Annotated in this window: 19 protein-coding genes; 9 read left to right on the forward strand and 10 right to left on the reverse strand. The window is 60.7% G+C overall.

The features are described from left to right. Positions 1-11: 11 nt before the first annotated feature. Entirely contained in the window at positions 12-2018 is a 2007-nt protein-coding gene (locus ACZ5B4_RS03620) for an NPCBM/NEW2 domain-containing protein (RefSeq protein WP_464913073.1), read from the reverse strand. Between the two features lie 279 nt (positions 2019-2297). On the opposite strand from ACZ5B4_RS03620, the gene ACZ5B4_RS03625 reads away from it, so the two are divergent. Next, positions 2298-2963 (forward strand): HAD family hydrolase, encoded by a 666-nt coding sequence (locus tag ACZ5B4_RS03625; protein WP_464913074.1) that lies wholly within the window; start codon positions 2298-2300, stop codon positions 2961-2963. A gap of 136 nt (positions 2964-3099) precedes the next feature. Here the strand turns inward: ACZ5B4_RS03625 and xylA are convergent, their stop codons facing one another. The 3 genes from xylA to ACZ5B4_RS03640 all read right to left on the reverse strand — a co-directional run bounded on the left by xylA (position 3100) and on the right by ACZ5B4_RS03640 (position 6936). Then, on the reverse strand, positions 3100-4413 hold the full coding sequence (gene xylA / locus ACZ5B4_RS03630) for a xylose isomerase (protein ID WP_464913075.1): 1314 nt from the start codon (positions 4411-4413) through the stop codon (positions 3100-3102). A 181-nt stretch (positions 4414-4594) separates the two neighbouring features. Then, positions 4595-5434 carry an SDR family NAD(P)-dependent oxidoreductase gene (locus tag ACZ5B4_RS03635; RefSeq protein ID WP_464913076.1) on the reverse strand — a complete coding sequence of 280 codons (840 nt, stop codon included), beginning with the start codon at positions 5432-5434 and terminating at the stop codon, positions 4595-4597. Positions 5435-5625: 191 nt separating this feature from the next. Beyond that, on the reverse strand, positions 5626-6936 hold the full coding sequence (locus tag ACZ5B4_RS03640) for a Gfo/Idh/MocA family oxidoreductase (RefSeq protein WP_464913077.1): 1311 nt from the start codon (positions 6934-6936) through the stop codon (positions 5626-5628). Positions 6937-7156: 220 nt separating this feature from the next. On the opposite strand from ACZ5B4_RS03640, the gene pyk reads away from it, so the two are divergent. Beyond that, complete coding sequence (pyk, locus tag ACZ5B4_RS03645) at positions 7157-8641, forward strand: pyruvate kinase (RefSeq protein WP_464913078.1); 1485 nt, start codon at positions 7157-7159, stop codon at positions 8639-8641. A gap of 329 nt (positions 8642-8970) precedes the next feature. Next, a complete protein-coding gene (locus tag ACZ5B4_RS03650; RefSeq protein ID WP_464913079.1) occupies positions 8971-9282 on the forward strand; it encodes a hypothetical protein in 312 nt (103 codons plus the stop codon). 115 nt (positions 9283-9397) lie between these two features. Here the strand turns inward: ACZ5B4_RS03650 and lysA are convergent, their stop codons facing one another. The 6 genes from lysA to def all read right to left on the reverse strand — a co-directional run bounded on the left by lysA (position 9398) and on the right by def (position 15255). Beyond that, positions 9398-10681, reverse strand: coding sequence for a diaminopimelate decarboxylase (gene lysA, locus ACZ5B4_RS03655; protein WP_464913080.1), 1284 nt, complete (start codon positions 10679-10681; stop codon positions 9398-9400). A 121-nt stretch (positions 10682-10802) separates the two neighbouring features. Then, positions 10803-11624: a type III pantothenate kinase gene (locus tag ACZ5B4_RS03660; RefSeq protein ID WP_464913081.1), complete on the reverse strand. Its 822-nt coding sequence runs from the start codon at positions 11622-11624 to the stop codon at positions 10803-10805. Between the two features lie 123 nt (positions 11625-11747). Beyond that, positions 11748-12758, reverse strand: coding sequence for a GTPase ObgE (gene obgE / locus ACZ5B4_RS03665; protein WP_464913082.1), 1011 nt, complete (start codon positions 12756-12758; stop codon positions 11748-11750). Between the two features lie 178 nt (positions 12759-12936). Beyond that, positions 12937-13188 carry a 50S ribosomal protein L27 gene (gene rpmA, locus ACZ5B4_RS03670; RefSeq protein ID WP_464913083.1) on the reverse strand — a complete coding sequence of 84 codons (252 nt, stop codon included), beginning with the start codon at positions 13186-13188 and terminating at the stop codon, positions 12937-12939. Positions 13189-13360: 172 nt separating this feature from the next. After that, positions 13361-14317 carry a hypothetical protein gene (locus ACZ5B4_RS03675; protein ID WP_464913084.1) on the reverse strand — a complete coding sequence of 319 codons (957 nt, stop codon included), beginning with the start codon at positions 14315-14317 and terminating at the stop codon, positions 13361-13363. A 350-nt stretch (positions 14318-14667) separates the two neighbouring features. Further along, positions 14668-15255 carry a peptide deformylase gene (gene def / locus ACZ5B4_RS03680; protein ID WP_464913085.1) on the reverse strand — a complete coding sequence of 196 codons (588 nt, stop codon included), beginning with the start codon at positions 15253-15255 and terminating at the stop codon, positions 14668-14670. A gap of 538 nt (positions 15256-15793) precedes the next feature. Here def and ACZ5B4_RS03685 point away from each other — a divergent pair. The 6 genes from ACZ5B4_RS03685 to ACZ5B4_RS03710 all read left to right on the forward strand — a co-directional run bounded on the left by ACZ5B4_RS03685 (position 15794) and on the right by ACZ5B4_RS03710 (position 22533). Beyond that, on the forward strand, positions 15794-16762 hold the full coding sequence (locus tag ACZ5B4_RS03685; protein WP_464913086.1) for a VWA domain-containing protein: 969 nt from the start codon (positions 15794-15796) through the stop codon (positions 16760-16762). Positions 16763-16765: 3 nt separating this feature from the next. Then, entirely contained in the window at positions 16766-17866 is a 1101-nt protein-coding gene (locus ACZ5B4_RS03690) for a hypothetical protein (protein WP_464913087.1), read from the forward strand. A 52-nt stretch (positions 17867-17918) separates the two neighbouring features. Continuing rightward, positions 17919-18956 carry a MotA/TolQ/ExbB proton channel family protein gene (locus ACZ5B4_RS03695; RefSeq protein ID WP_464913088.1) on the forward strand — a complete coding sequence of 346 codons (1038 nt, stop codon included), beginning with the start codon at positions 17919-17921 and terminating at the stop codon, positions 18954-18956. After that, positions 18956-19372 (forward strand): ExbD/TolR family protein, encoded by a 417-nt coding sequence (locus ACZ5B4_RS03700; protein ID WP_464913089.1) that lies wholly within the window; start codon positions 18956-18958, stop codon positions 19370-19372. The genes ACZ5B4_RS03695 and ACZ5B4_RS03700 overlap by 1 nt, the downstream gene beginning before the upstream one ends. A 102-nt stretch (positions 19373-19474) precedes the next feature. Then, the gene (locus ACZ5B4_RS03705; RefSeq protein WP_464913090.1) at positions 19475-19927 is read left to right on the forward strand and encodes an ExbD/TolR family protein; all 453 of its coding nucleotides are present in this window, start codon (positions 19475-19477) and stop codon (positions 19925-19927) included. Beyond that, entirely contained in the window at positions 19924-22533 is a 2610-nt protein-coding gene (locus ACZ5B4_RS03710; RefSeq protein WP_464913091.1) for a hypothetical protein, read from the forward strand. Before ACZ5B4_RS03705 ends, ACZ5B4_RS03710 begins: the two co-directional genes overlap by 4 nt. The last annotated feature ends 4 nt before the right edge of the window (positions 22534-22537 follow it).

Here is a 22537-nt window from a genome sequence, read left to right on the forward strand (position 1 = left end):
GTCGTCAACTGCTAGGGAGCGACGTCCCACAATCGAACCAAAAGCACCCCGTGCCGCGCAATCCGGCGAGAAATGCCGGTCTCGAAAACGCCGAGATCCGTTTGAGGCCAGAGATCGCGGACGCGCTGCGCTGGCGATACCCCCAACTCTTCCCAAGTCACCGATATTTCTCGTGGAAACTCGCTCAGGTTGAACAACCCCAGCGCCCGAGATCCATCCGCCAAAGGCTTGATCAGAATCAATTCGTCCTCGTTGCGTCGCGCGATGCGGGCCTGTTTTCCCAATGGATCTTGATCAACGGCGATCACTTCTCGATTGCATAGGATGTTGAGCGTGAAGTCGTCCAGCTTGGTCATATCGCCGGAGAAAATCAAAGGCGCGGCCATCAGGCACCACATGGACATGTGCGAGTACTGCTCGTTGGGTGTGAGAGTGGTCGGGCGTCCCTCCCCGCCGGTCCGGGCGTCTCCCACCCAACCGATCAACAGATAGTCGGGATCGTTCCAATGGCCGGGACCGGCATACTCCCAAAGGCTTGCATTCTTCAGTCCCACCTGATAAATCCCGCGACTCAGTTGGCCGCCCTCTAGACCTAGGTCTCCGGTGGTCCGCCAGCAATGGCCGCCGACTTTCTCACCCCATTCCCAGACGCTATCCATTCCGTATTGGCACAGATTGAAAACGATGTCGCGATCCAGAAGGCTCAAAATGCCCCCCATCAAGGCGTAGGGACGCATGAAGTCCTCCCTGGTCTTGGCGGGTGCGACTCTACCGTAGGAACACCAGTCGTATTTCAGAAAGTCGAAACCCCACTCCGCGAATTTGCGGGCGTCGATTTCTTCGTGTTGGTAGCTTCCTACATATCCGCCGCACGTCAGCGGTCCGGGCGAAATGTAGATTCCCGCCTTCAGTCCCCGCGCGTGGATGTAATCGGTCAGGGACTTCATATCGGGAAACTTGCCGTTGGGGCGGACGGCCCCTTGTTCGTCCCGCGGCGGTCCTCCCAAAATCGGGTCGGGCGAGTTCGGATGGACCATCCAGCAATCGTCGATATTGACGTAAGCGTAGCCGAAATCGGCCATGCCCGAGGCGATCATGGCATCCGCCGCCGCCCGCATATCGGCGTCCGAAACGCGGTGATAATGGATGTACCAGCTATTCCAACCCATGGGCGGCGTGAGCGCCAGCGTTTGGCCGACGACGACGGTCAAGCGGCCGTCGTCCCGCCCGAACTCATTCTCGGCGTGGATATCGACGGCGTATTCGCCGGGCTGATCCGGAGCCGCTCCGCGTAGGATCCCCGTTTCGGCATCGAGGGCGATCGAAGGCGGCAAACCGTCGGCGGTAAACTGGATCGGCCGATGACCCGTGCACGGAATACGGTACAAAAAGGGGCGTCCCGGTCGGCAGCCGTAAACCGCTGCATGGTTCAGTACCGGCTTGGCCGGCGGTGGGGGCGTCAGGATGACCGCCTCCTCTTGGGGCGCGGCAACGGGCCGCGGGGGGCGGCCCTGGAACGTGAACCGCGCGTCCGCCCAATCCGCGTGGTCGAAATCGATGCCGTCGTCGGCCGACCCGACGTAAAGAACTAGTTGTTGCACCCCTTGCAGATCGACGTCCAAAGTCTTTACCTCCTCGCCTCCGCGGAGGATGCCGCTGTCGTAGAGGATTCGCCCGTCTCCGTAAACACGGAACACAACGCTCCCTTTTCCGCCCGCCGAGTCATCGACTCCTACCAATGCGGAAAAATTCGTAACCCGCCCGTCCAATTCCAAATGCATGACGGATACGGCATGCGTTCCCAGTCCGGCCTCGAACTGCCGACCCGCGATGGACATGGGCTTTTCCACGCAATTCTTGTCGGACTGCGGCTTACCCCAGCCCTGCGAAACATGGGACAGGTCCAATTGGCCAAGCCCTACGGTCGAGGTCGCGGCGGGCATCTCTCCGCGCGCAGCGGAAACTGAGGCGAAAAAATAAAGGGACAACAACAGGGACAAGAAGCGGTAGAATCGCATTGCGAAACCCTCTTCAGCCAGCGGAAATGGACGCCTTTTGGGCGCTAAAAGGACGTCGTGGCTGTCGCCTCTTCGTCGGGGCCGACGAATCTCGAACCACGATAACGCACGTAAGGCTTTCCAGCTCATCGAATGTACGGTACAGTATCGCAACGGAGTATGGCCGTCAACCGGCGCTTGCTCTTGCCGTTGTGGAACGACCGTGCATCTTGAAGCTTGACCGTTCCCCAAGAGTCCGTCGACCCCTACCTCGCGTTTTCCCCCCACTGCGGAGCAGGCATGGAAGGAATAATCCCTCGCAGCGCAATCGACGTCGTCTATTTCGACCTCGGACGCGTCATCGTACATTTCGACGTAGATCGCATGTGCCGCCGGATGGCCGCGGTCACCGAAGTGGCACCGGAGCATGTCCACACCGTCCTTTTTGAGGAAGGGCTGCAACGGGATTATGAGCTGGGACGGATTCAGGAGGACGAGTTCTATGAGCTTTATTGCCGCCGAATGGGCAGGCATCCCCCTCGCGCCAGGCTCTTTCAGGCCGCCAACGATATCTTTTGGCTCAATCTCGCCAACTTGCCGATCGTGGCTCAGTTACAAGCCGCCGCTGTTCCCTTGGGCATCCTATCCAATACCTGCGAGACGCATTGGCGGCATTGTTACGAAAAGTACGCAATTCTCCAGGGCTTTCGCTTTCACGCCTTGAGTTGCCGTATCGGCGCGATGAAACCGGAACCCGCGGTTTACCACGCCGCCGCGGATATCGCGGCAGCTCGGCCCGAACGCATTTTCTTCGTCGATGATATTGCCGCTCATGTGGAAGGGGCTCGCCGGGCCGGCTTTCACGCCTTCCATTATGCCGTGGACGCGGCTGGAAAAAATCAATGGGAAGCGACGCGAGCGTTGGCCGATCATCTGCGAAACCTTGGAATTCGGTTGAATTATTGAGAGGGTGACCGACCCGCCGTCGGCGATCTTGTGCCGGGAACGGGGTTGATGTCGGGCGCAATGAAAAAGCCCGAGCGAGGGTTTCGTGATCCCCGCTCGGGCGCTTGCCTGCACCGAAATCGCCTTACGGCGGATTTCAGAAGATATAACGGTTGACGATATTCTCGAACAACTCTTGCCGACCGCTCTTATTGGCGGCGGCGTCACCTTTCTCCAACATGTACTTTTCGAGAGACTTGAAGTCGTGCTTGCCGGCCTCGATCTCGGCTCCCACGCCGGAATCCCACGAGGAGTAGCGATCCTTGACCATGCGCTCGATCTCGCCGTCCGCTCGCATGGCTGCCGCGATCTTCAGCCCTTTGGCGAAACAGTCCATACCGCCGATATGGGCATAGAAGAGGTCCACCGGCTCGAAGCTTTCACGCCGCACCTTGGCGTCGAAATTGATTCCTCCCGGGGCGATTCCGCCATATTTCATGAACACGAGCATGATCTTGGCGGTGAGGTACACATCCGTGGGGAATTGATCGGTGTCCCAACCGAGCAGCAAGTCGCCCGTGTTGGCATCGACCGAACCCAGAAAACCTTGCATCCCGGCGTATTCCAACTCGTGTTCCACGTTGTGGGTCGCCAAGGTCGCGTGATTCGTCTCGATGTTGAGTTTGAAGTGCTTTTCCAGCCCGTAGGCGCGGAGGAAATTGATGCAGGCCGCGGCGTCGAAATCGTACTGGTGTTTGGTCGGCTCCTTGGGTTTCGGCTCGATGTAGAATTGGCCGGTGAAACCAATCTCCTTGGCATAATCGACGGCCATGTGAAGAAATCTACCGAGGTGGTCCAGCTCCCGTTTCATATCGGTGTTCCACCACGACTGATAACCCTCGCGGCCGCCCCAAAAAACGTAGCCCGAGCCGCCCAGCTCCTTCGTAACCTCGAGGGCCTTTTTCACTTGGGCCGCCGCGAAAGCGAAGGCGTCGGCGTTGCAACTGGTGGCCGCCCCGTGCATGTAGCGGGGATTGCTGAATAAATTTGCCGTGCCCCAGAGCAACTTGATTCCCGTGCGTTCACTCTCCTCCTTGATGACCTTGACGACGGCGTCCAAATTCTTGTTCGACTCGGCCAGCGTTTTGCCTTCCGGCGCCACGTCGCGATCGTGGAAGCAGAAGAAGGGCGCTCCCAGTTTCTCGCAGAATTCGAAGAAGACGCGAATCCGATTCACGGCGTTTTCTACCGTATCCTGGCCGCTCTCCCAGGGACGCAGCATGGTGCCGGGCCCGAACGGATCCGCTCCCGTACCTCGCATGGTGTGCCAAAACGCCACGCTGAAGCGGAAGTGGTCCTTCATCGGCTTACCTTCGACCAACTCTTCCGCGTTGTAATGCCGAAAGGCCAGAGGGTTGCGCGAATCGGGACCTTCGAACTTGATCTTCGAGATTTCGGGAAACGCAGCCATCGTCGTCCTCCAATGGAAAAAAGACTGCTACTCGGCCCGGCTTCCGCGGCGGAATGGGGGACTTTCCGTCTAACCATCGATCGCCGATCAGACATCGGCCCGAGCACACGAGCGTCGCACACGCGGTACGTGGGCGTTATCGTGGCAGATTCCAGGGGCACAATCAAGAGGGGGCGGAATCTCAATGGCCGCGGGTGCTCCAGCGAATCAAACGATCACCGAGGCTCGGGAAGAGTTGGCACAAGGCGAACAGCAGTCGCGCCTTGCCCGGAATCACGATCTCGGCTCGGCGCAGGCGGCAAGCTTCCAGAATCCGCAAGGCCAGCGTATCCGGGGAAATCGCGCGAACGCGAACTCCCGCACCGGGCTTTCGGGCTGATTCGGGCACGTCGTCCGCGCCTTCCAGCCGATAGAGACGGTCGCCGGCTCGGGCCACGGGACCCGGGCATACCAGCAGGACATGCAGCCCCTGTTCGCCGAATTCCAATCGCAATTGCTGCGAGTAAGCGGCCACGGCGTGTTTCGTGGCGGGATAGGCTCCCACAAAGCGAGCCGCCGCTTTGGAAGCCAAGGACCCGATGTTGACGATGTGCCCGCGACGGCGAATCAATTCCGGCAAAAAGGCTCGCGTTACGCTCACAAGAGCGATGAGATTCAACTCCATGAGTCGGCGGAATTGGTCGGGCGTGGTGTCCAGCAATCCGCCGCGCATGGATCGTCCCGCGTTGTTCACCAGCACGTCCAACTCACCGAAAGCGGCGTGCACCGTCTCGGCGATCCGCGCCACGTCGTGGTCGGCAGTGATGTCGGCCGTGATCCCAATGATCGCTTCCTCCGACACCGCTCGCCTGCGCAGCGTCTGCACGGCGGAATCGACCCCGTCCGGTTCCAAGCCCACGATCGCCACGCGAGATCCGGCCGCGGCAAAAGCCTGCGCGATAGCCGAGCCCAGGCCGCTGGACCCTCCGGTCACAAGGACCGCTTTGCCTCGCCAGAATGTCCCGAACCGCTCCGTGGACATGGTTGCCTCTGTTTGCACTCGAGCCGCGCATCGCCAAACGGACCGCGGTAGACCTATTCATTGGACTGCCGACCACGCGCATGCGTTGTGCCGAGAATCTCGACGGCGGGACGAGCCGCACCATCAACCGCACGCGATCGCGCGTTGCGACGCGCGACTCGAGGTTGCAAACATGATGTGGATCGCGGGCCTCAGAGAACGATCTGATACGGCTCCCGTTGCGGCCGCCGGGTCAATGCATTGGCCTCTTCATCGCCGGGGAATTCATATTTCTCAGGGTCCCACTTGACGGTACGGTTCAGCAACATGGCGATATTGGCCATGTGGCAGGCATTGACCGAATTGGTATGTGTGTAAACGTCCGAAACCGGCAGGCTGCGATCCTTGACACACTCGAAAAAGTTGCGCATATGGCTGCCGGGCTCCTTGCCGCGGTAGAGCTTGCGGACCTCGTCGTCCAGCCATTGCTTGTCGGCATCCGAGAGGTCTTCGATCGGCTTTCCGGTCAGACTGCCGCGATTGACGCGAATCTTACCAAGCTCGCCCTCGATGATCAGCTCGTTGCTTCCACTTACCAACTTCACTTCATTGCCGTTGGGAAGCAGCATATCGCAGTCGAACGATTTGGCGACATTGTACGAGACGGGCAGTTCCTGCCACGGACGTTTGCCCAACAAGGTTTCGAGCATCAATTCCCGGCCGAGGGGAAACTCGGATTTTACCGGCGTGACTTGAACCGGGCCGGTTTCCTCGCCGCTCAAGGCCCAGAGTGCGATGTCGGTGTGATGCACGCCCCAATCCGTGACCTGTCCGCCGGAATACTCGAACCACCAGCGGAAATTCCAGCCGATTCGGTTTTCGCAGAAGGGGACTTTGGGTGCTTGCCCCAACCAGAAGTCCCAATCGAGGAACTCGGGCGGATCGCTGTTGGGGAACGGACCGCCCGCCGTGGCCTGGCCGACGGAGCTAACGGCCCGGAGCTTCTTGCCCAGTCGCCCGCTGCGGGCCAAGACGACGGCCTTGAGGAACATGCTGTTGAATTCGCTGCGCTGCTGCGTTCCGACCTGAAAGACCTTGCCGGACTTTCGTACGGCCTCACAAATCAATTTGCTTTCCTCGATAGTCAGCGTAAGGGGCTTTTCGCAGTACACATCCTTACCGGCCTTCATGGCGTCGATCGCGATTTTGACGTGCCAGTGGTCCGGTGTGCCGATGGTGACGGCATCCACGTCTTGGCGGTCGAGAACTTTCCGGTAGTCCGTGTAGATTTCGCAACGGCCTTCGTACGGTTTCGCGAACTCCTCCGCGTTCTTGCGGTGGACATCCGCGCACGCCACCATGTTTCCCAGCGAAGCTGCTTGACGTCCGATTCCGGTACCGCGACCGCCCACACCGATCGATGCGACGTTGAGGCGTTCGTTCGGCGACTCGCCCCACGCCGAGCGGCCGAGCCATAGGTGCGGCAAAGCGGCTCCGGCGCAGGCGGCGGAACCGGCTCGCAAGAAAGCTCTTCTACTGTGCCGTGATGTGCGCATTTCGCTTCCCTTTGTCGAAAAAACCCGCGTGCGATGGAAAACTATGGTGGGGGCCTCCCCAACCCCTGCAGTCTAATACGGTCGGCACGCGCGTGCAATCGAAGGCGCATGCCGTCATCATGGGAGGATCGTACCGTCGCTCCCCACGGCACGAGCTTTGAGAAACACCGAATCCTAGGAGCCTTCCATGTCCTTTCCCATTCGTCCCAGCCAAACGAAGATCGTGGCGACCCTCGGCCCGGCGTGCGACGCTCCGAAAATGGTTCACGACATGATTCGGGCGGGCGTGGACGTGTTTCGCCTCAATGCCGCGCACGGTACGCCGGACGATCAGGAAAGGCGTTTGCGAACCGTACGTCAAGCCGAGGCTGAGCTTCGGCGTCCGGTGGCGGTACTGCTGGATCTGGCCGGCCCAAAGATTCGACTGGGTGAGATTCCCGGCGGAAGCTTCGAATGCCACCTCAACGACGTGGTCCGATTCGTCAAGGGCGCGACAGGGAACCCGGGTGAACTGTCGACCACCTTTCCTCCGATCTTGGACGACCTGGAGGCGGGAAACCGCGTCCTTCTGGCGGACGGACTGGTTGAACTTCAGGTGATCGGCAAGTCAACGGAGGCGGTCGAATGTCGCGTGGTTCAGCCCGGTGTTGTGCGGAGCCGCCAAGGGATTCACGTACCCGGGGCAAGGCTTCGCGTCCGCGCCATGGACGAAGCGGATTTCGCCGCGGCGGACTGGGCGGCGCTCCATGGGATCGATTTCGTGGGGTTGAGCTTCGTGCGGACGGCGGCGGATATCGCTGAATTGCGAGGCCGCCTCACCAAGCACGGTTCCGATGCCCATATCATCGCCAAAATCGAAAAAGCTGAGGCGCTCGATCGTTTGGACGAGATCGTCTCCGCTGCGGACGGCGTGATGGTAGCGAGGGGAGACTTGGGCGTAGAGACGGACATTGCCCGTTTGGCCGTCGCGCAAAAGGAAATCGTGAGCGTGGCGAGGAGGCATCGAAAACCGGTGATTGTGGCCACGCAGATGCTGGACAGCATGCAAAACTCTCCCTTGCCGACGCGGGCGGAAGTGACCGACGTTGCCAACGCCGTGCTCGACGGTGCTGATGCCTGCATGTTGTCGGGAGAGACCGCCATCGGCCGTTTTCCGTTGGAATCGGTCGCTATGATGCACCGCATCGCCTTGGCCGCCGAAGAGTACGCAGGTTCAGCCGCTTGCGATGCCGGAAAATCAGTCACCAAAAGCTTTGTCGGCGGAAGCGACGACGCAATTTCGGAGAGCACGGCCTTGCATGCGGGATGTGTCGCCGCGGAGCTGGGCGCCAAATTACTGCTGGTCGCGACTTGCTCGGGAAAGACCGCTCTGCGCATATCGAAACACCGCTTCAGCATGCCGACGGTAGGGGTTTCGGCCGACACGGCGACGCTCCGCCGTATGGCGCTCTACTGGGGTATTATTCCGCTTCCCGACGCTCCGACGGCGGAAGGCGATCGTCTCCTGGAGTTCGTCGCTCGGTGGGGATTGCAACAGCAGCTTCTTCGCACCGGCGATCTGATGGTTGCGATTCACGGGACGGGTTTGCCGGATACCGGCCACAACGGCATTCTTGTCCATCGCGTGACCGATTCCGTGCCTGATGAATCGCGTGAGCGCGAACGGTCGTAACGCGGCACGACCGGCACGCCGCCGTTCTTCACTTTCGGTAATATCGTTACTGTTGTTTTTATTGAACCGGTTGGAATGGATCGCCAAAATCCGCGGATGGCGTGTGTTCGATCCGTTCGGTACCTACCGTCATGCCCGCGGCGGCGTTTTTTTCTGACGGTCGGTACGGTGCTTCGCATGGGAAGGGACGTGCCGGGCGTCGCTAATGTAGCCGTGGTAGGGACGCGGGAAAAGAAAACCGAGTATCACCCTGGAGATGCCGATTTCGGCATAAGAGAATGCCTTACCGACGCCGCGTCGGACGTCGCATGCGAAGGAGACTCGCCGCCATGAAAAAGCAGACCATTCGCGTGGTAACTCGCGGAACCGACGGTCAGATTCGCATTCGAGATTACGACAGTCCCGAAGACCTTCTCAAGCGACATGCCCAGATCGGCATCGACGACTGTTGTACCGACCTGACCGTTCGCGGGTTGCCGGTATTTCGGGGACTGATCGGACCGATTCCCGAAGCCCCGGGGGTCGTGCGCTACGAGTCTCCGGAGGTCTTCGAAACGTTGACCAAGGAATGGTCGTCACCCAAGCCGGCGAGGGCGCGGACCCCCACGCAAAGAGGCAAGCGTCAGTCCCAGACCTCATAGCAGAAACGGAAAACGTCGCCCACGGTTTGCCGCACAACGCCATGCCCCTTGCGGATTCTCCATCGGGTGGCTCAGGGTTGCATTGTTCAAGGTTTCTGCGTGCCGCTCGTAGTTTTCAGGGTGTCGGGACCGGCGGTATGTCCCAGGCAAGCAGCTCCTCGTACGTTTGTCGGCGGCGCACCAAGCGTGCTTCGCCGTTGGTCACCAGAACTTCGGCGGCGTAGGGCTTCGAGTTGTAGTTCGACCCCATGACGAAACCGTAGGCCCCGGCGACTTCGATGACCAGATAGTCCCCGACCGCGGCGGCGGGAAGACGTCGCGTGCTCACATACCCGCCCTCGTCCTGCGTGAAAATGTCCCCCGACTCACAAAGCGGGCCGCCCACGACGGCTTGGACCCATTCACGAACAAGCTGCGGCTCGCGCGGAGCGAGAGAAATGGGGTGATACGCGCCGTAAAGGATGGGTCGCGCCAAATTGTTGAAGCCGGCATCCGCCAAATAGAACAGGTGATCGCCTTGCTTCTTGACGGCGCGAATCTCGCAAATGAGGAACCCGGCCTCCGCGACGAGATACCGCCCCGGCTCGATCTCCAGTCGCACGGCATGGCCGAAGGCGTCTTCCAGCCGCCGCCGCGTCCCGTTCCAAAGCTCGAAGTATGCCGCCAGGTCGATCCGCGGGTCTTGAGGGCGATAGGGGACGGGCAATCCCCCACCCGCGCTGATGGAGCGAACGTTGCGGCCTGCCTCCAAGGCCGCTTTTTCCATCGCGGTGCAGACCTGCGCGAGATGCTCCAAATCGGTGCCGGAGCCGATGTGCATATGGATGCCGGTGACGCTCAGGCCGTAATGCTCCGCTTCGACCAAGGCGTCGTGCAATTGGTCGTGCCAGATTCCGTGTTTCGATAGGTCGCCCCCGGTGTTGGTCTTGCGGCTGTGGCCGTGACCGAAGCCGGGATTGACTCGGAGCGTGATTTCCCGACCGGAAACCCGCTCTCCGTACTGCTCGATCATATCGCGGGAGCCGCAGTTCACGTGGATATTGCGAGCAATCACCAAATCTAAGGCATCGTGATCGAAAATGTCGGCCGTATAAACGATCGGCGGCGGGTCGCCCGAGGGTGTGTAACCGGCCGCCAAAGCCCGATGGATCTCCCCGGCGCTGACGGCGTCCACCAGCGCGCCCTCTCTGCGAAGCAAGTCCACGATGGCAAGATTCGAACAGGCCTTCTGGGCGTAGCGCACCACGTCGAAGCGGCGCAGGTCGCCCAGACGCGATCGAATGACGGCGGCGTCGTACACGTACAAGGGCGTGCCGAACTCTTTCACGAGATCGGCGATCGGCACACCTGCCACCTTTTCTCTTATCAATCCTGAATCGTTCTCTTGCGACGGATTCATGTGTTCACGCTCCCATCAACAGGGTCTGTTCATTGCAATCGGAGGAAACCGGCGCCGCTTGGCATCGCCGGATTGTCCCTTCCGGATCCCGGCCTTGCAGCTTGCCACCGCCGGAGGACGATTAAGGCTGCTTGTCGTCTTGGTGCGCGCTCTCTCCGTAATGCGCGGCCGTGAGGGCGATGCCGGAAAGCGTCAGGTCGGGCACGTGCTTTGCATCGCGCAAATACTCAGCGAATATCGCAGCGTGTCCTCCGGTAAGGAAGACGTCGGTTTGATGACCCAATAACTCGGCTTGGCGATGGAGCAGCTCTCGGATCGCACCCAAAATGCCCCAAAAAATTCCCGCCCGCATGGCCCCTTCCGTGTCCTTGCCAATGGCTTCGGAAGGCGAAAGGGTCTCGACTTCGAGGAGCGGGAGCATATCCGTGAATTGGTGGAGGGCGCGAGTCGTGGAGGCCAATCCCAGCAAGATTGCCCCGCCCAAAAATGCGCCGTCCGCGGACACGGCATCCACGGTGATCGCCGTGCCCAAGTCGATGACCACTGCGGGACGGCCGGGACGCCGCATCCGCTCAGCCGCCAGAGCGTTTACCAACCGATCAATGCCCACACGATCGGGATGCGGGAGTCGAACGGGCAACGGCACGTCCGCGGCACTGACCAGCACCAAACGGTGCTCGGGATGCGTCCGCTTCACGCAATCGAGCAACCTGCCGGCGGTAGGCCGGTTGACGCTGGCGATCCACCACGTCAACGGCGTCGCTCCATGTTTGCAGGTTACGGCCGTCTTAGCGTCTACGGTCCGGGAGACAAACGCCACAATCTCGGCCGGGTCTTCCGAAGCGAAGGCACTCTCGGGTTTCGGAATGGAAGCCCCGGCTTGGTCTAGGCAGAAGACTCCGCACTTGAGGCGATTGTTGCCGATATCCACTGCCACGAACATGCATCGATCTTTCCCGAAAAATGATATTGGATTCAAGCCGTGTGGAGGAGATATTTCCCAGTGCGACGGTCCTAAGACGCCGCAAACCGAACGCGAGCAACGTGATGCTGCCCGGTCGAAGCGTCAAGACGGCGGCGTCTCGGCGCGTTGTTGCCGGAGAACGTCCCAAAGTTTCTGCACCAATCGGTTCAAATTCCGGCCCGTCACCGACGAGATCGGGAGCACCTCTTGATTCAAATGGGATTCCAGCCTTGCACAAACCTCGCCGCACGATGGCAAATCGGCTTTGGTGACCGCGACTACTTCCGCCCGTTCGGCCAAATCGGGATCGAATCGCAGCATCTCCTGCCGGATAAGATGGTAGTTTTCCAAAGGGTCGCTGCCGTCGTAAGGCTCCGGTTCGACGAGATGGAGCAGAACCGCGGCGCGCTGCACGTGCCTGAGGAACTCGTGTCCAAGCCCCGCACCGGCGTGAGCGCCCTCGATCAAGCCGGGAATATCGGCCAGAACGAAGCTTCGCTCGTGATCGAGCACGACCTTGCCCAAATGCGGATACTTCGTAGTGAAGGGGTAAGCCGCGATCTCGGGCCGCGCTTTGGACAGGCGGCTAAGCAGGGTGCTCTTGCCGGCATTGGGCTTTCCCACCAGACCCACATCCGCAAGCATGCGGAGTTCCAGCCGCAGACGCCGAACTTCCCCATCTTCGCCGGGCGTGCTGTGGCGCGGCGCGCGGTTGGTGGCGGACTTGAAAGCGGCGTTCCCTTTGCCGCCCTTTCCACCGCGTGCGGCAACGACGCGATCGCCCGGGTCTCGAAGGTCCTTGAGGAGAAGCCGGCGTTCCGCGTCGAAAACCAGAGTTCCCGGCGGAACAGGGATGACGAGATCTTTTCCGGATCGCCCGTGGCAAAGCGCCCCGCTCCCCGGTCGACCGTCTTCGGCTCGCCAGTGATGCCGGTGCCCCAAGGCCGTCAAATGATCCACACCTTCTTCCGCCAGCAGAATGACGCTACCGCCGTCGCCGCCATCTCCCCCGTCGGGTCCCCCTCGCGGGACGTACTTCTCCCTCCGGAAGCTCACGCAGCCGTCACCTCCGCGCCCTCCCAATACGACGATTTCGACTTCATCGAGGAACATGTTGCCGCCGCAGGGGACTTATCCCGTAACGCGATTTCCGTGGATCGTTGTACCCGCGCTAGCGCCCAAAGCCGTACCGGTTTCGGCGCAAGAAAAAACGGGGGCGGCCAAAACCATCCCCGCTACGAAGCCTTGTCCGAAATCCACAGTTTTACTCGGAACGAACCGCAGCGACGTGTCAAGAGTTTTGCGGCAGGACGTGCACCCGACGGCCGCCGCGATCGAACGTTACGAAGCCGTCCACAAGGGCATACAACGTATAATCGCGACCCAAACCCACGCCCTTGCCCGGGTGAAACTTTGTCCCCAATTGGCGAACCAAAATGGAACCCGCCGTCACGTATTGACCGCCGAATCGCTTCACGCCGCGGTACTGCGGATTCGAATCGCGTCCGTTGCGGCTTGAACCTTGACCCTTCTTGTGCGCCATCGCGATATTCCTCTCAATGTCCCCCGTCGAACGGGCGACTGCCACGAAACGGGGAGATGGTTGACCGATACGGCGGAAAGAAATGCTCGCCGACAACCCGGCTGTTTGCCGCCCGCCCTTTCGCCTGCTCATGCGGAATGAATGGCAGCGAAAAAGCAGTAGAACCTTATTTCTAGCGGAAAACCCACTCGTAGTCAACCTGGCCGGGAATCCCAAAGCGGATTTGGCTTTCCTTGATGATGAACTCGTCGCCGGGACGCCAAAAATTGAGTTGCAGGCTTTTTCGTGAAAAGACCCGGCCTTGGCCGATCGGATCACCCGATTTGTAGGCACCCTGAGGATCTTGCCAGCGGTAGGCATTTGACAGACCGAGCACGAAAATCGAGAAGCGATTGAGGGAGGGATCGATGTCTTCCCAAGTTGCAATCCCCCAATAGGTCTCACCGACCGCAATTGGGCGTTCATTCATCTCCGTGCTGTCGAAGAAACGGATCGCCGGATCTTCGCGTCGGCGAATCTGGGCCACGGTGAGGGGATTAGGCCGATCCGGGTATTCTTTCCCCGATTCTAGGATTTTCAGCGTAAATCGCGGCACGAATCGCACCGTTTCCGCCACCTCTTCCACGCGATACGTTCCATCGGCTTCCGGAACGGGTTTCAAGGCCTTTCCCGTGTTGGTGACGGCGTAGACCAAATACAGCACGGGTTTGCGCTGCAATCGACCGCTCACCTGCGGTACGTCCACTTCAATCAATCGCGGCAGCTTGAATTGGAATTGCAGGCAGTACACAGTCCGACGAAAGTCGCAATCCTTCGCCCAGTCAAAGGTTGGGTCCAGCGTCACAAGCTCGACGATGTCTTGTCGATTGTGCGTCTCGTCGACCTGGACATCGGGCGGAATGGTTACGAGGACGCCCGGCGCCAGGTTGCGAGGCAAGCCTTCGATTTGAGATGTCGGCGGCGAAACAGGCTGTGGAGCAGCTTCCGGAGGGACCGGAGATTCCGGCGTCGTTTGTCCCGCTGCGGCCGGGGGAGCGTCTTCGGCCGCGTGCAATACGGCGTTGTATTCCGCGATTGTCGCGCCGAACAGCCCGATCACCAAGAACGCGCGAACCAATAGGTATCTCATTCCGGCTAGCCCTTGAGGCAAATAATCGGCCGAACCATCTTCGACTCGCGGCGTCACCACGAACCGATGGGGCATTCCACGGACACAGTCTCGAATCAAGTCGGGACGTGCTTAGCAGGACGGACGTCCAGCGCAATGCTCGCCCACATAAATCCTAGTTTACTCGGATTTCCCGGTTTCGCCAAATGCCGTCAGCGCGAAGCAACGATTTTTCCGAAATCTCGGTTGTATTCTTCCCAGAGCGGCGGAACGTCGCCGTTGCCGGCCGGCGGGAGAATTCGGCCCCGGTCGTCGGAATCGTTCGAGAAACCGCACCGACAACCATGATGCATCGAAGCGGCGCGGCATTGCTAGACGCGCAAAGCCTCAAGCTCGGCCAGTCGTCGAAGGACGTCTTCTTCTCTCGGCTCCGAGCCTGCGATCACCCGGCTGGCGTACTCGCTAGCCAGATCGTCCACTCGGTCCGCAACGGCCCAACGCCGCGTTGGAGTCAGCCGATCGATGAAAAGCGTACCGTCCAAATGGTCGAATTCGTGCTGAAACGCTCGAGCGAAAAGCCCTTTCAATCGCCATTGAATCTCCTCGCCTTTCAGGTTGTAGGCGAAGATATCGATTTCGGCGGAACGCCGCACCACCGCGTTGATGCCCGGGAGACTCAAGCACCCCTCGGTATCTTCTTCACTACCCTTTCTGGAGAGGATCTCAGGGTTGATGAAGACGAATTCCTCGTCCTTTTGCGTTGGGTCGCCGGAAAGATTTATGATGAAAAAGCGGTAAGGCAAATCGACTTGGTTGGCCGCCAAACCGATGCCGCGCTCTTCGTACATCAATTCGAACATCCGTCGAACAAGGGCGTGGAAATCCGAGTCCACTCTTCGGATGGGTTTGGATTTATACCGTAGCGTGGGGTGCGGATAGCGTACAACCCTCAAATCCATGTCGGCCTCTGCATTTCGAGCAGTTTTTCGATCAATTGCCATGAAGTGTCCCGAATCCCCTTGTCGAGATGCGGAAAGATCGGCCCGGGCGGCGGCAACTCATTTCCACTCAGGGTCCCTCGCCCGTACAAAAGCGCGAGAAACATGCCCCCTCTTAAAAGGGGGGCTGCGACGCGACGAAACCGCGATCCTGCTCTATTATACATCTAGAGGGGTAAGGATCCGGCCCCGACCGCGCGGTTCACCGTTCAGAAATTTTATCCGACGAGCTGACGCGTGACGGCGCCCTCTCCGGAGCAAGGAGGCCCTGGGCACGGGATGGAACGACGGACGCGTACCCAAGAATCCGTCGTTTCCCGGGTGCCGTATAGCGTCGCGTTGATGGTTGCTTCTCGGAATCCTTACTGAACTCCCTATTGAACTCCCTGCAAGTTCGGCGGGACAGGTTGTGAAATCAATCTCGGACAGTCAGCGTGGGCGGTCTCATGGGGTTGGGTCAGGCGCGGGTAGCGCTTCATCCCGGCACGTGACTCGCGGCGTGATTCCCGCGTGGTTGGCCTCCCTCGTTTTGCACGCAGTGGCATTCGTTTTTCTTGCCTGGATGTTGGGCGACCAGCGGCGGGCCGGTTTGAGCGACGAGAGATCCGCCGACGTCGGTATTGCACTGAAGTACCGAGACGGGCCGCGGGATTACTTCGTCGATTCCCAATCCGTGAAAGAGTCGCGTTCGTCCTCGCCGGATTCTGCGGCGGGGCCGCCCGATCTTGCCGAGTTGTCGCAATTACCCCCCGCCTTGGACGCCCGACAATTTTTACCGCAATCGCATCTCAGCGGATTGGGCCTCAGTGCGGCGGAGGAGGCCGACGGCGGGGCATCGGGTGACGCCTCGCGGAGCACCGGCGCGGGCGGTTTCGGACGGTCGCCGGGGAGCGGCGGCAGTGCCACCTTATTCGGGATTCGCAGCCAGGGGAGCAAATTCGTCTATGTCTTCGACCGTTCCGGAAGCATGGGCGGAGTGGGCAACAACGCCCTCCGATTCGCCCAGCAGGAGCTTTTGAACAGTATCCGGGACTTGCAGCCCACGCAACAGTTTCAAATCGTCTTTTACAATCATGTTCCGGTCGTTTTCAGCCCTTCCGGTCAAGCGGGCCGGCTCTCGTTCGCCACGGAGGAAAACAAGGCTCGAGCCGAGCGTTTTATCGCCGCCATTCAAGCGGTCGGAGGAACCGAGCACGAGGCCGCGTTGAACACAGCGATTCGACTCCGTCCGGACGTAATTTTCTTTCTCACGGACGCCGATGAACCGCGGCTCAGCGAAGTCCAAATGGAAGGAATTCGTCGCCGCGCGGCCGGCATCATCATTCACACGGTGGAGTTCGGCATGGGGCCGGCAAGTTCAAGCCGGAATTTCATCGCACGGCTCGCGGATCAAAACGGCGGCCAATACGTCTACATCGACATCACCAAGGTTCTTGCCTCGTCTCCGCGCGGTACGGAAGGGAATTGACCGATGCCGATGGTGCAAGCGCAAAACCGGCATGTATGGCTGCGAAGCACGCACGGCTTGCTTGACGTGTTTCGGGGTCGCTATCCATGGGTTTTCGTCTTTCTGTTGTTGCAGTGCCGGTGTTATCTCACGTCGGGAGCCTTGGCTGAGAAGATCGCGCGGGCGGACGCAGAGCCTGCACAAGACGTTGTCCGGATTCGAGGGAACAACGGCGAGCGGGCGATTCTGACAGGGGATATCGTCGATTACACGGGAGACGGTCTGCTGTTGCGCCCGCGAGCGGGGCCGGAACGAACCATCCCCGTTGAGCAGGTTCTCGCCGTGGAGACGAAACGGCAGGCACCGTTTCTCGAGGCGCAAGCCGCATTTACGGCCGGGCGAGCCGATGATGCTTTGGCCTTATTGCGCGATGCCATGAGCGCGGAATCTCGGGCTTGGGCGCGGCGCGAAATCGCCGCCGAGATCGTGCGTTGTTTGCAAGCGATCGGAAACGACCCGGCCGCTTGCGAAGTGTTTTTGAAGCTGATTTCGGAAGATCCGCGGACGCCGTACCTGGATTGCATCCCGCTGGCGTGGACTCCCGACCAGCAGTCATCGGCCGTCGAGAGCGCCGCCCAGGCTTGGCTTCTCGATACGCGGCCGGCGGCTCAACTCCTCGGAGCGAGCTATCTTCTTTTGGGATCGAGGGGAACCGAGGCGGCTGCGAGACTACGCAACTTGAGCCTCGGGCGAGAGGGCGATTCGCGGATTGCCTTGCTGGCGGTAGCGCAGTTGTGGCGAACGCAGATTCCGACCGCTCCGCCCGAGGAAGTGGAACGTTGGGAAGGGACGGCGGAAAAGCTGCCTTTGCCGTATCGTAGCGGACCTTACTATGTCATCGCTTCGGCCTGGGCGCGCCATGGCCGAGCCGACCAAGCCGCCACGTTTTACTTGAAGGTCGGGCTGCTTTGTGCAAACCCTCGGCCTCTGGTTGCCCGCTGTCTGTGGGAGGCCGCGGAGGCTCTCCCCAAGACCGGCTGGGAGGAGGATGCGGCCGGGGTCGAGAACTTGCGACGGGAATTGAAGCAAAGATTTCCTGAATCGCGTTGGGCCCGGCAACCCTAGCGTTACGATTAAGGATGGAGTTTTCGCCCTTCGGCATGGAACCAGAGGGAATATGAACACCGCCAAAGCGATGCGTCGGCACGTTGCGTCCGTGTTGCCGGTCCTGGTTATGACCTGCGGCTGGGCAAGTCATCTTCTCACTTTAGAGCCGGCGGTCGGCGCCTTGCGTGACGGTTGTCTTGTGGTCGCTCCCGTCGGTTATTTGATTCTGGGAAGTGTGGAATCCGGGCCGCCGTTGCCGCTGCCGCCGCCCGGTCCGGTGGCGGCTGAGAACGTTCCGGCTTCTTCCGCCGATTCGCCGTCGGGCACCGCGACGTCACGAGGGGAGCAAAATCCTCCATCGACGGCCAGCTCGAATCCGGTGGAACCCGGCGTTACGACGGCTCGCGACGGAGTTGCGGTGGATACCTCTTCACGCCGGCCCGAATCGAAGCTGACACTGTGGGGGATCCTGAAGGCGGGCGGGACGGTAGGATTCTTGATCATCTTGCTGTCCCTGGCCACTGCCGCGCTGGCCATTGAGCAAGCCCTGACCTTGCGAAAATCCATTCTCGTCCCCGATTCACTTGCGGCGCAGGTCCGCAACGCCCTAGCCGCACGTGACGGCAAGCAGGCGGTCGAGTTGTGTCGGCAACAGCCTTGCCTGTTGTCTCACGTATTGCTGGCGGGCATGGCCGAGCTGGAAGCCGGCTGGAGCGAGGTGGTGAAGGCCGTCGAGGATGCCTTATCCGAGCAGTCGGCCCGATTGCTGCGCAAAGTGGAATATCTCTCGGTCATCGGGAATCTTGCTCCTATGCTGGGGCTGCTGGGCACGGTGGTAGGGATGATCCTGGCCTTTCGCACGGTGGCGGAGACGCAGGGTGCGGCTCGTGCAGCGGATTTGGCCGAGGCGATTTATCTCGCCCTGGTCACCACGGTCGAAGGATTGATCGTGGCGATTCCCGCCCTGGCCCTTTATGCCTATTTTCGGAATCGCACGGACGAAGTGACGGCCGAGGCGGCGAGCGTGGCGCAACATGTGCTTCTGCCGCTGAAACGGCGGCGCGCGGCCAAACCGCCGGCCGCTCCCGTCCCCGAAGGAGGTCGCTGATGCGAACCCCATCCGTCACCGGCCGGCCTTCCGTCCGAATGAACATGACGCCCATGATCGACGTCACGTTTCAACTAATATTGTTTTTCATCTTGGCCGGCCATCTGGCGCAGCAGGAATCGCCGGTGGATGTTCGGTTGCCTGCTGCCGCGACCGGCGAGAAGGCGAAGGAGTCCGAGACTCGCCGCATCTTGATCAACATCACGCCCGACTCCCGGATACTCGTGGGTAGCCAAACGGTTGATGAGGCGAGCTTGCAAAGAGTGCTCGAGGCGGAATCCCTTCGCCACGGCGATTTGGAAGTGCGGATCAGGACGGATCGGCGGGCTCCCTATGCGGCTGTCGCTCCCGTCCTGGTTTGTTGTGCTAAAGCCGGTATCTGGAATGTGTCGTTCAGCGTTGTGGAGGAGCAGTGAGGCTTATTGTGCGGTATTCCCATCTGCTTTTCGCGTTCGTCGTCCCGTGCCGTCTTGAGTCTCGTTGCGACCGACGATATTGCGGCTAGTCCGGAGGATTTCATGGTCCGTCCTCGCCTCGCGATCCATGCCGGAACCGCACCGCTGGATTTGCCGATGACGCCGATGATTGACGTCGTCTTTCAGCTCATCATTTTTTTCTTGTGTACGACTTCTTTCCAGCCGCTGGAACTGAGGCTTCCCAGCCCCCTGAATTGGCCCGGCAGCCTGGGAGATGCAGCGGCGTTACCGCCGGAACTGGAGCATCTTACGGTCGTGGTGATCCGGCTGTTGCGTGAAGACGGGACGACGATTGTCATGCTCAATCAGCAGCCGTACCGATCGCTCGACGACGTGCGCCGCAAACTGCGTGAGCTGGGAAGCATTCGGCGCGATCTGCCGGTGGTCCTTGATCCTGCGGGAGACGTTGCCGTGGAGGAGGTGATTCGCCTCTACGACGTTTGTCGTGCGGAACGGTTTAGTCGCATTCAATTTGCCGCACCGGTGGAGCCGTGAGAACGGTCTTGTTCCTTGTTTTTGTCGCATCGCTCATCGGCGTCTTCTGCGGTACGGTGGAGAAGGCACGCGGTGAGACCCTCGCAATCGCCGATGAAACTGACGTCGATCGGCAATTCGTGACGGCCTTGCGAGAGCGGTTTCTGTTTCAAGCCGCCGAGCAATACTGCCGCGACCGCTTGGCCCGGAAGGACCTTTCCCAACGCAGGCGGGTATCGTTGCTGGTTCAATACCTCATCTGCCTGAGAGACCACGCCGAGTCGGTGCCGCCTCCGCGGCGAGAGGAGCTTTGGCAATCGGCGGCCCGCGCGGCCGGGGAATATCTTGCCTCCCAACCCGCCGATGATGACATGTCTTTGGTGGCGTTGCAGTTCGCGATGTTGCGGATTTCTCAAGGGCGGTTGCTTCGCGAAGAGCGGGAGCTGTTCTGCCGGCCGGGGCCTTCAGACGCCGATCCAAGTCGAGCGATGGAAGCGGCCCGAACACCATTGCGCGACGCGATTCGCGACTTGCGAGACTTGGAGAAGATCACCGCGGAGAAATTGAAAGCAGCTTCCGGTCGAGGGGGAGCGTCGTTGCCCAAGGAGGTGTGGAGGGAGGACGACTGGCTGGGATTCGAGAAAACGGTTCAATTCCAATTAGCCGCGGCTGAAACGGAGTTGGCGTTGACGTTTCCGGAGGACAGCCCGGACCGTGCCGCCGCATTGACCGAGTCGCAACGGCGATTGAACATCCTGGCGCGGCTTCCCGAGGATCATCCCTTGGCGTTGGATTCGCGACTGGCTTTGGCGCGCGTCTGCCGCCTCTTGCGCCAGTGGGAATCGGCACGCGCCGCCTTGGCAACCATCGACGAGGCGGCCCTGGGGCCGAGGGGCGTGCTGCGGGTGCGCGCCGAATCGCTTCGGCTAGCCTTGGATGCAGGGGACCGGGCGGCCGTGGAACGCATTCTTTCGCTAGGTCGCGAGTTCGAAGGAGAGGCACTTTCCGCCTACGATTTCGCCCTGCTGGAGGCATACTGGACGCTCCGGAATTGGGCGGAAAAGGAAGGTCGGCCGACCGAACCGTGGAACGTCAAGATCATGGAGCTTCTGGACATCCTTCGCAGGGCGGGGGATCGTTATTGGGTGCGCCGGGCCGAGTTGTTCCTCGCCGGGCGAGGAGGACCCGAATCCGGAGATGATGATGCGATGACTGCCGTCGCGGCGGAAAACGCTTTCCGCGCAGGACGCATCGAAGAGGCTCTGGCGGGCTACGATCATGCGCGAGCGGTCGCGGTACGCCGGGGGGCGGCAGCCGATGCCTTTCGCTTCGGCCTTACGGCCGCCGCGATTGCAAGCGAGCGCGGTGATCACGCGGACGCCTATCGCCGATTCGCGGAGTTGGCCGATCGGTTCCGGGATCAACCGCAGGCCGACCAGGCGGATTTGATGGCGATCCATCACTTGGGGCAACTCCTTCAAGCCGATCCCCAACGCCATCTCGAAGATTTCGCCGCGCGCCTTCGTGCCTTCTTGGACCGATACCCCGGTCATCCGCAAGGCCCGGAATTGCGTCTCCGCTTGGCGCGATCGCTGGAACTGTTGGAGAAGCGGAAAGAGGCCGCGGAGGAATACTGGAAGCTCGTGCTTTCTCTGCCGGGACCGACGGAGCCTGGTGACGATGCGGTTCGCGCTCGGCGGCTGTCGGCGCTGGACGGTTTCGGCCGCTGCGTGGACGGCTATTGCAGATCTCTGAAAGCTGCGGGGAAAGATCCCGCCGCCGAAATCACGGAAGCCGCCGACCGACTGGACGCTTGGGTGCGGCAGGTGTGGCAGTCCGACTCGGGCAACTCGGCCATCCGAGATCCCGCCGTGCGCGAGGCCGTCCGACTTTCGGCCCAGATGCGTCTGGAGTCCTCGGGGTCGACGCAGCAGGCCGCGGCCGGGCTTCAGAAGGCCGTCGAAAAGGCGGAGGCGGCTCAAATACAGCAACGCGAGTATGCGGACATTCTTTGTTTGCACGCGGTCGCGCGAATCGTGTCAGGAGAATCAACGCTGCCGCGGTTGAACGTCGGTGATTGGGACGCGGACACGCTGCGACGGGCGGCACAGCGCGGAGATCTCGTGCTCCATGCGATCACGGGCGAAACGGCGAAACGCAGGTTGGCCGAATTCCTTTTGGGGCTGACGGACGGTTTGGAGGCTTCCCGGAAGCAATGGAAACCCGCGGAACAAGAGGAGTTCTTGGAGAACCGGGCGAGGTGGTTCACGATTTCGGGCCGATTGGATGCCGCCCTGCAAGCCTACGGCGAATTAGCCGAGCGGCAACCGGCGCGCGGCGACGTCCAAGAGGCGATCGTGCTCCTCTTGGTGCGAAAAGGGGATACGGCGTCGGTGGAATCGGCCTTGCATCGACTGCGCGAATTGACGCAACGCAGCCCGGAGGGATCGCCTCGCTGGTTTCGAGCAAAGTACTTGACCGCGTGGTGCCTGATGCGGCTCGATCGTTGTCGGCAGGCCGCCGAGTTGATTGCCGTCGTGGAGGCCCTTTATCCCGACTTGGGCGGCAACGAAACGCGCGAACTGTTCGTTCAACTCAAACGGCAATGCGAGTCCGCCGGGAAATGATCGG

It is taken from the genome of Thermogutta hypogea (assembly GCF_055386265.1).

What these genes read in the sequence shown, in the direction of transcription:
- def (WP_464913085.1), bottom strand. Translation starts at nt 15,255, where the DNA reads ATGGATTTGAGGGTTGTACGCTATCCGCACCCCACGCTACGGTATAAA.
- ACZ5B4_RS03650 (WP_464913079.1), top strand. Translation starts at nt 8,971, where the DNA reads ATGAAAAAGCAGACCATTCGCGTGGTAACTCGCGGAACCGACGGTCAG.
- ACZ5B4_RS03700 (WP_464913089.1), top strand. Translation starts at nt 18,956, where the DNA reads ATGCGAACCCCATCCGTCACCGGCCGGCCTTCCGTCCGAATGAACATG.
- lysA (WP_464913080.1), bottom strand. Translation starts at nt 10,681, where the DNA reads ATGAATCCGTCGCAAGAGAACGATTCAGGATTGATAAGAGAAAAGGTG.
- ACZ5B4_RS03660 (WP_464913081.1), bottom strand. Translation starts at nt 11,624, where the DNA reads ATGTTCGTGGCAGTGGATATCGGCAACAATCGCCTCAAGTGCGGAGTC.
- ACZ5B4_RS03705 (WP_464913090.1), top strand. Translation starts at nt 19,475, where the DNA reads ATGGTCCGTCCTCGCCTCGCGATCCATGCCGGAACCGCACCGCTGGAT.
- rpmA (WP_464913083.1), bottom strand. Translation starts at nt 13,188, where the DNA reads ATGGCGCACAAGAAGGGTCAAGGTTCAAGCCGCAACGGACGCGATTCG.
- xylA (WP_464913075.1), bottom strand. Translation starts at nt 4,413, where the DNA reads ATGGCTGCGTTTCCCGAAATCTCGAAGATCAAGTTCGAAGGTCCCGAT.
- ACZ5B4_RS03690 (WP_464913087.1), top strand. Translation starts at nt 16,766, where the DNA reads ATGCCGATGGTGCAAGCGCAAAACCGGCATGTATGGCTGCGAAGCACG.
- ACZ5B4_RS03695 (WP_464913088.1), top strand. Translation starts at nt 17,919, where the DNA reads ATGAACACCGCCAAAGCGATGCGTCGGCACGTTGCGTCCGTGTTGCCG.
- ACZ5B4_RS03625 (WP_464913074.1), top strand. Translation starts at nt 2,298, where the DNA reads ATGGAAGGAATAATCCCTCGCAGCGCAATCGACGTCGTCTATTTCGAC.
- obgE (WP_464913082.1), bottom strand. Translation starts at nt 12,758, where the DNA reads ATGTTCCTCGATGAAGTCGAAATCGTCGTATTGGGAGGGCGCGGAGGT.
- ACZ5B4_RS03675 (WP_464913084.1), bottom strand. Translation starts at nt 14,317, where the DNA reads ATGAGATACCTATTGGTTCGCGCGTTCTTGGTGATCGGGCTGTTCGGC.
- ACZ5B4_RS03620 (WP_464913073.1), bottom strand. Translation starts at nt 2,018, where the DNA reads ATGCGATTCTACCGCTTCTTGTCCCTGTTGTTGTCCCTTTATTTTTTC.
- ACZ5B4_RS03635 (WP_464913076.1), bottom strand. Translation starts at nt 5,434, where the DNA reads ATGTCCACGGAGCGGTTCGGGACATTCTGGCGAGGCAAAGCGGTCCTT.
- pyk (WP_464913078.1), top strand. Translation starts at nt 7,157, where the DNA reads ATGTCCTTTCCCATTCGTCCCAGCCAAACGAAGATCGTGGCGACCCTC.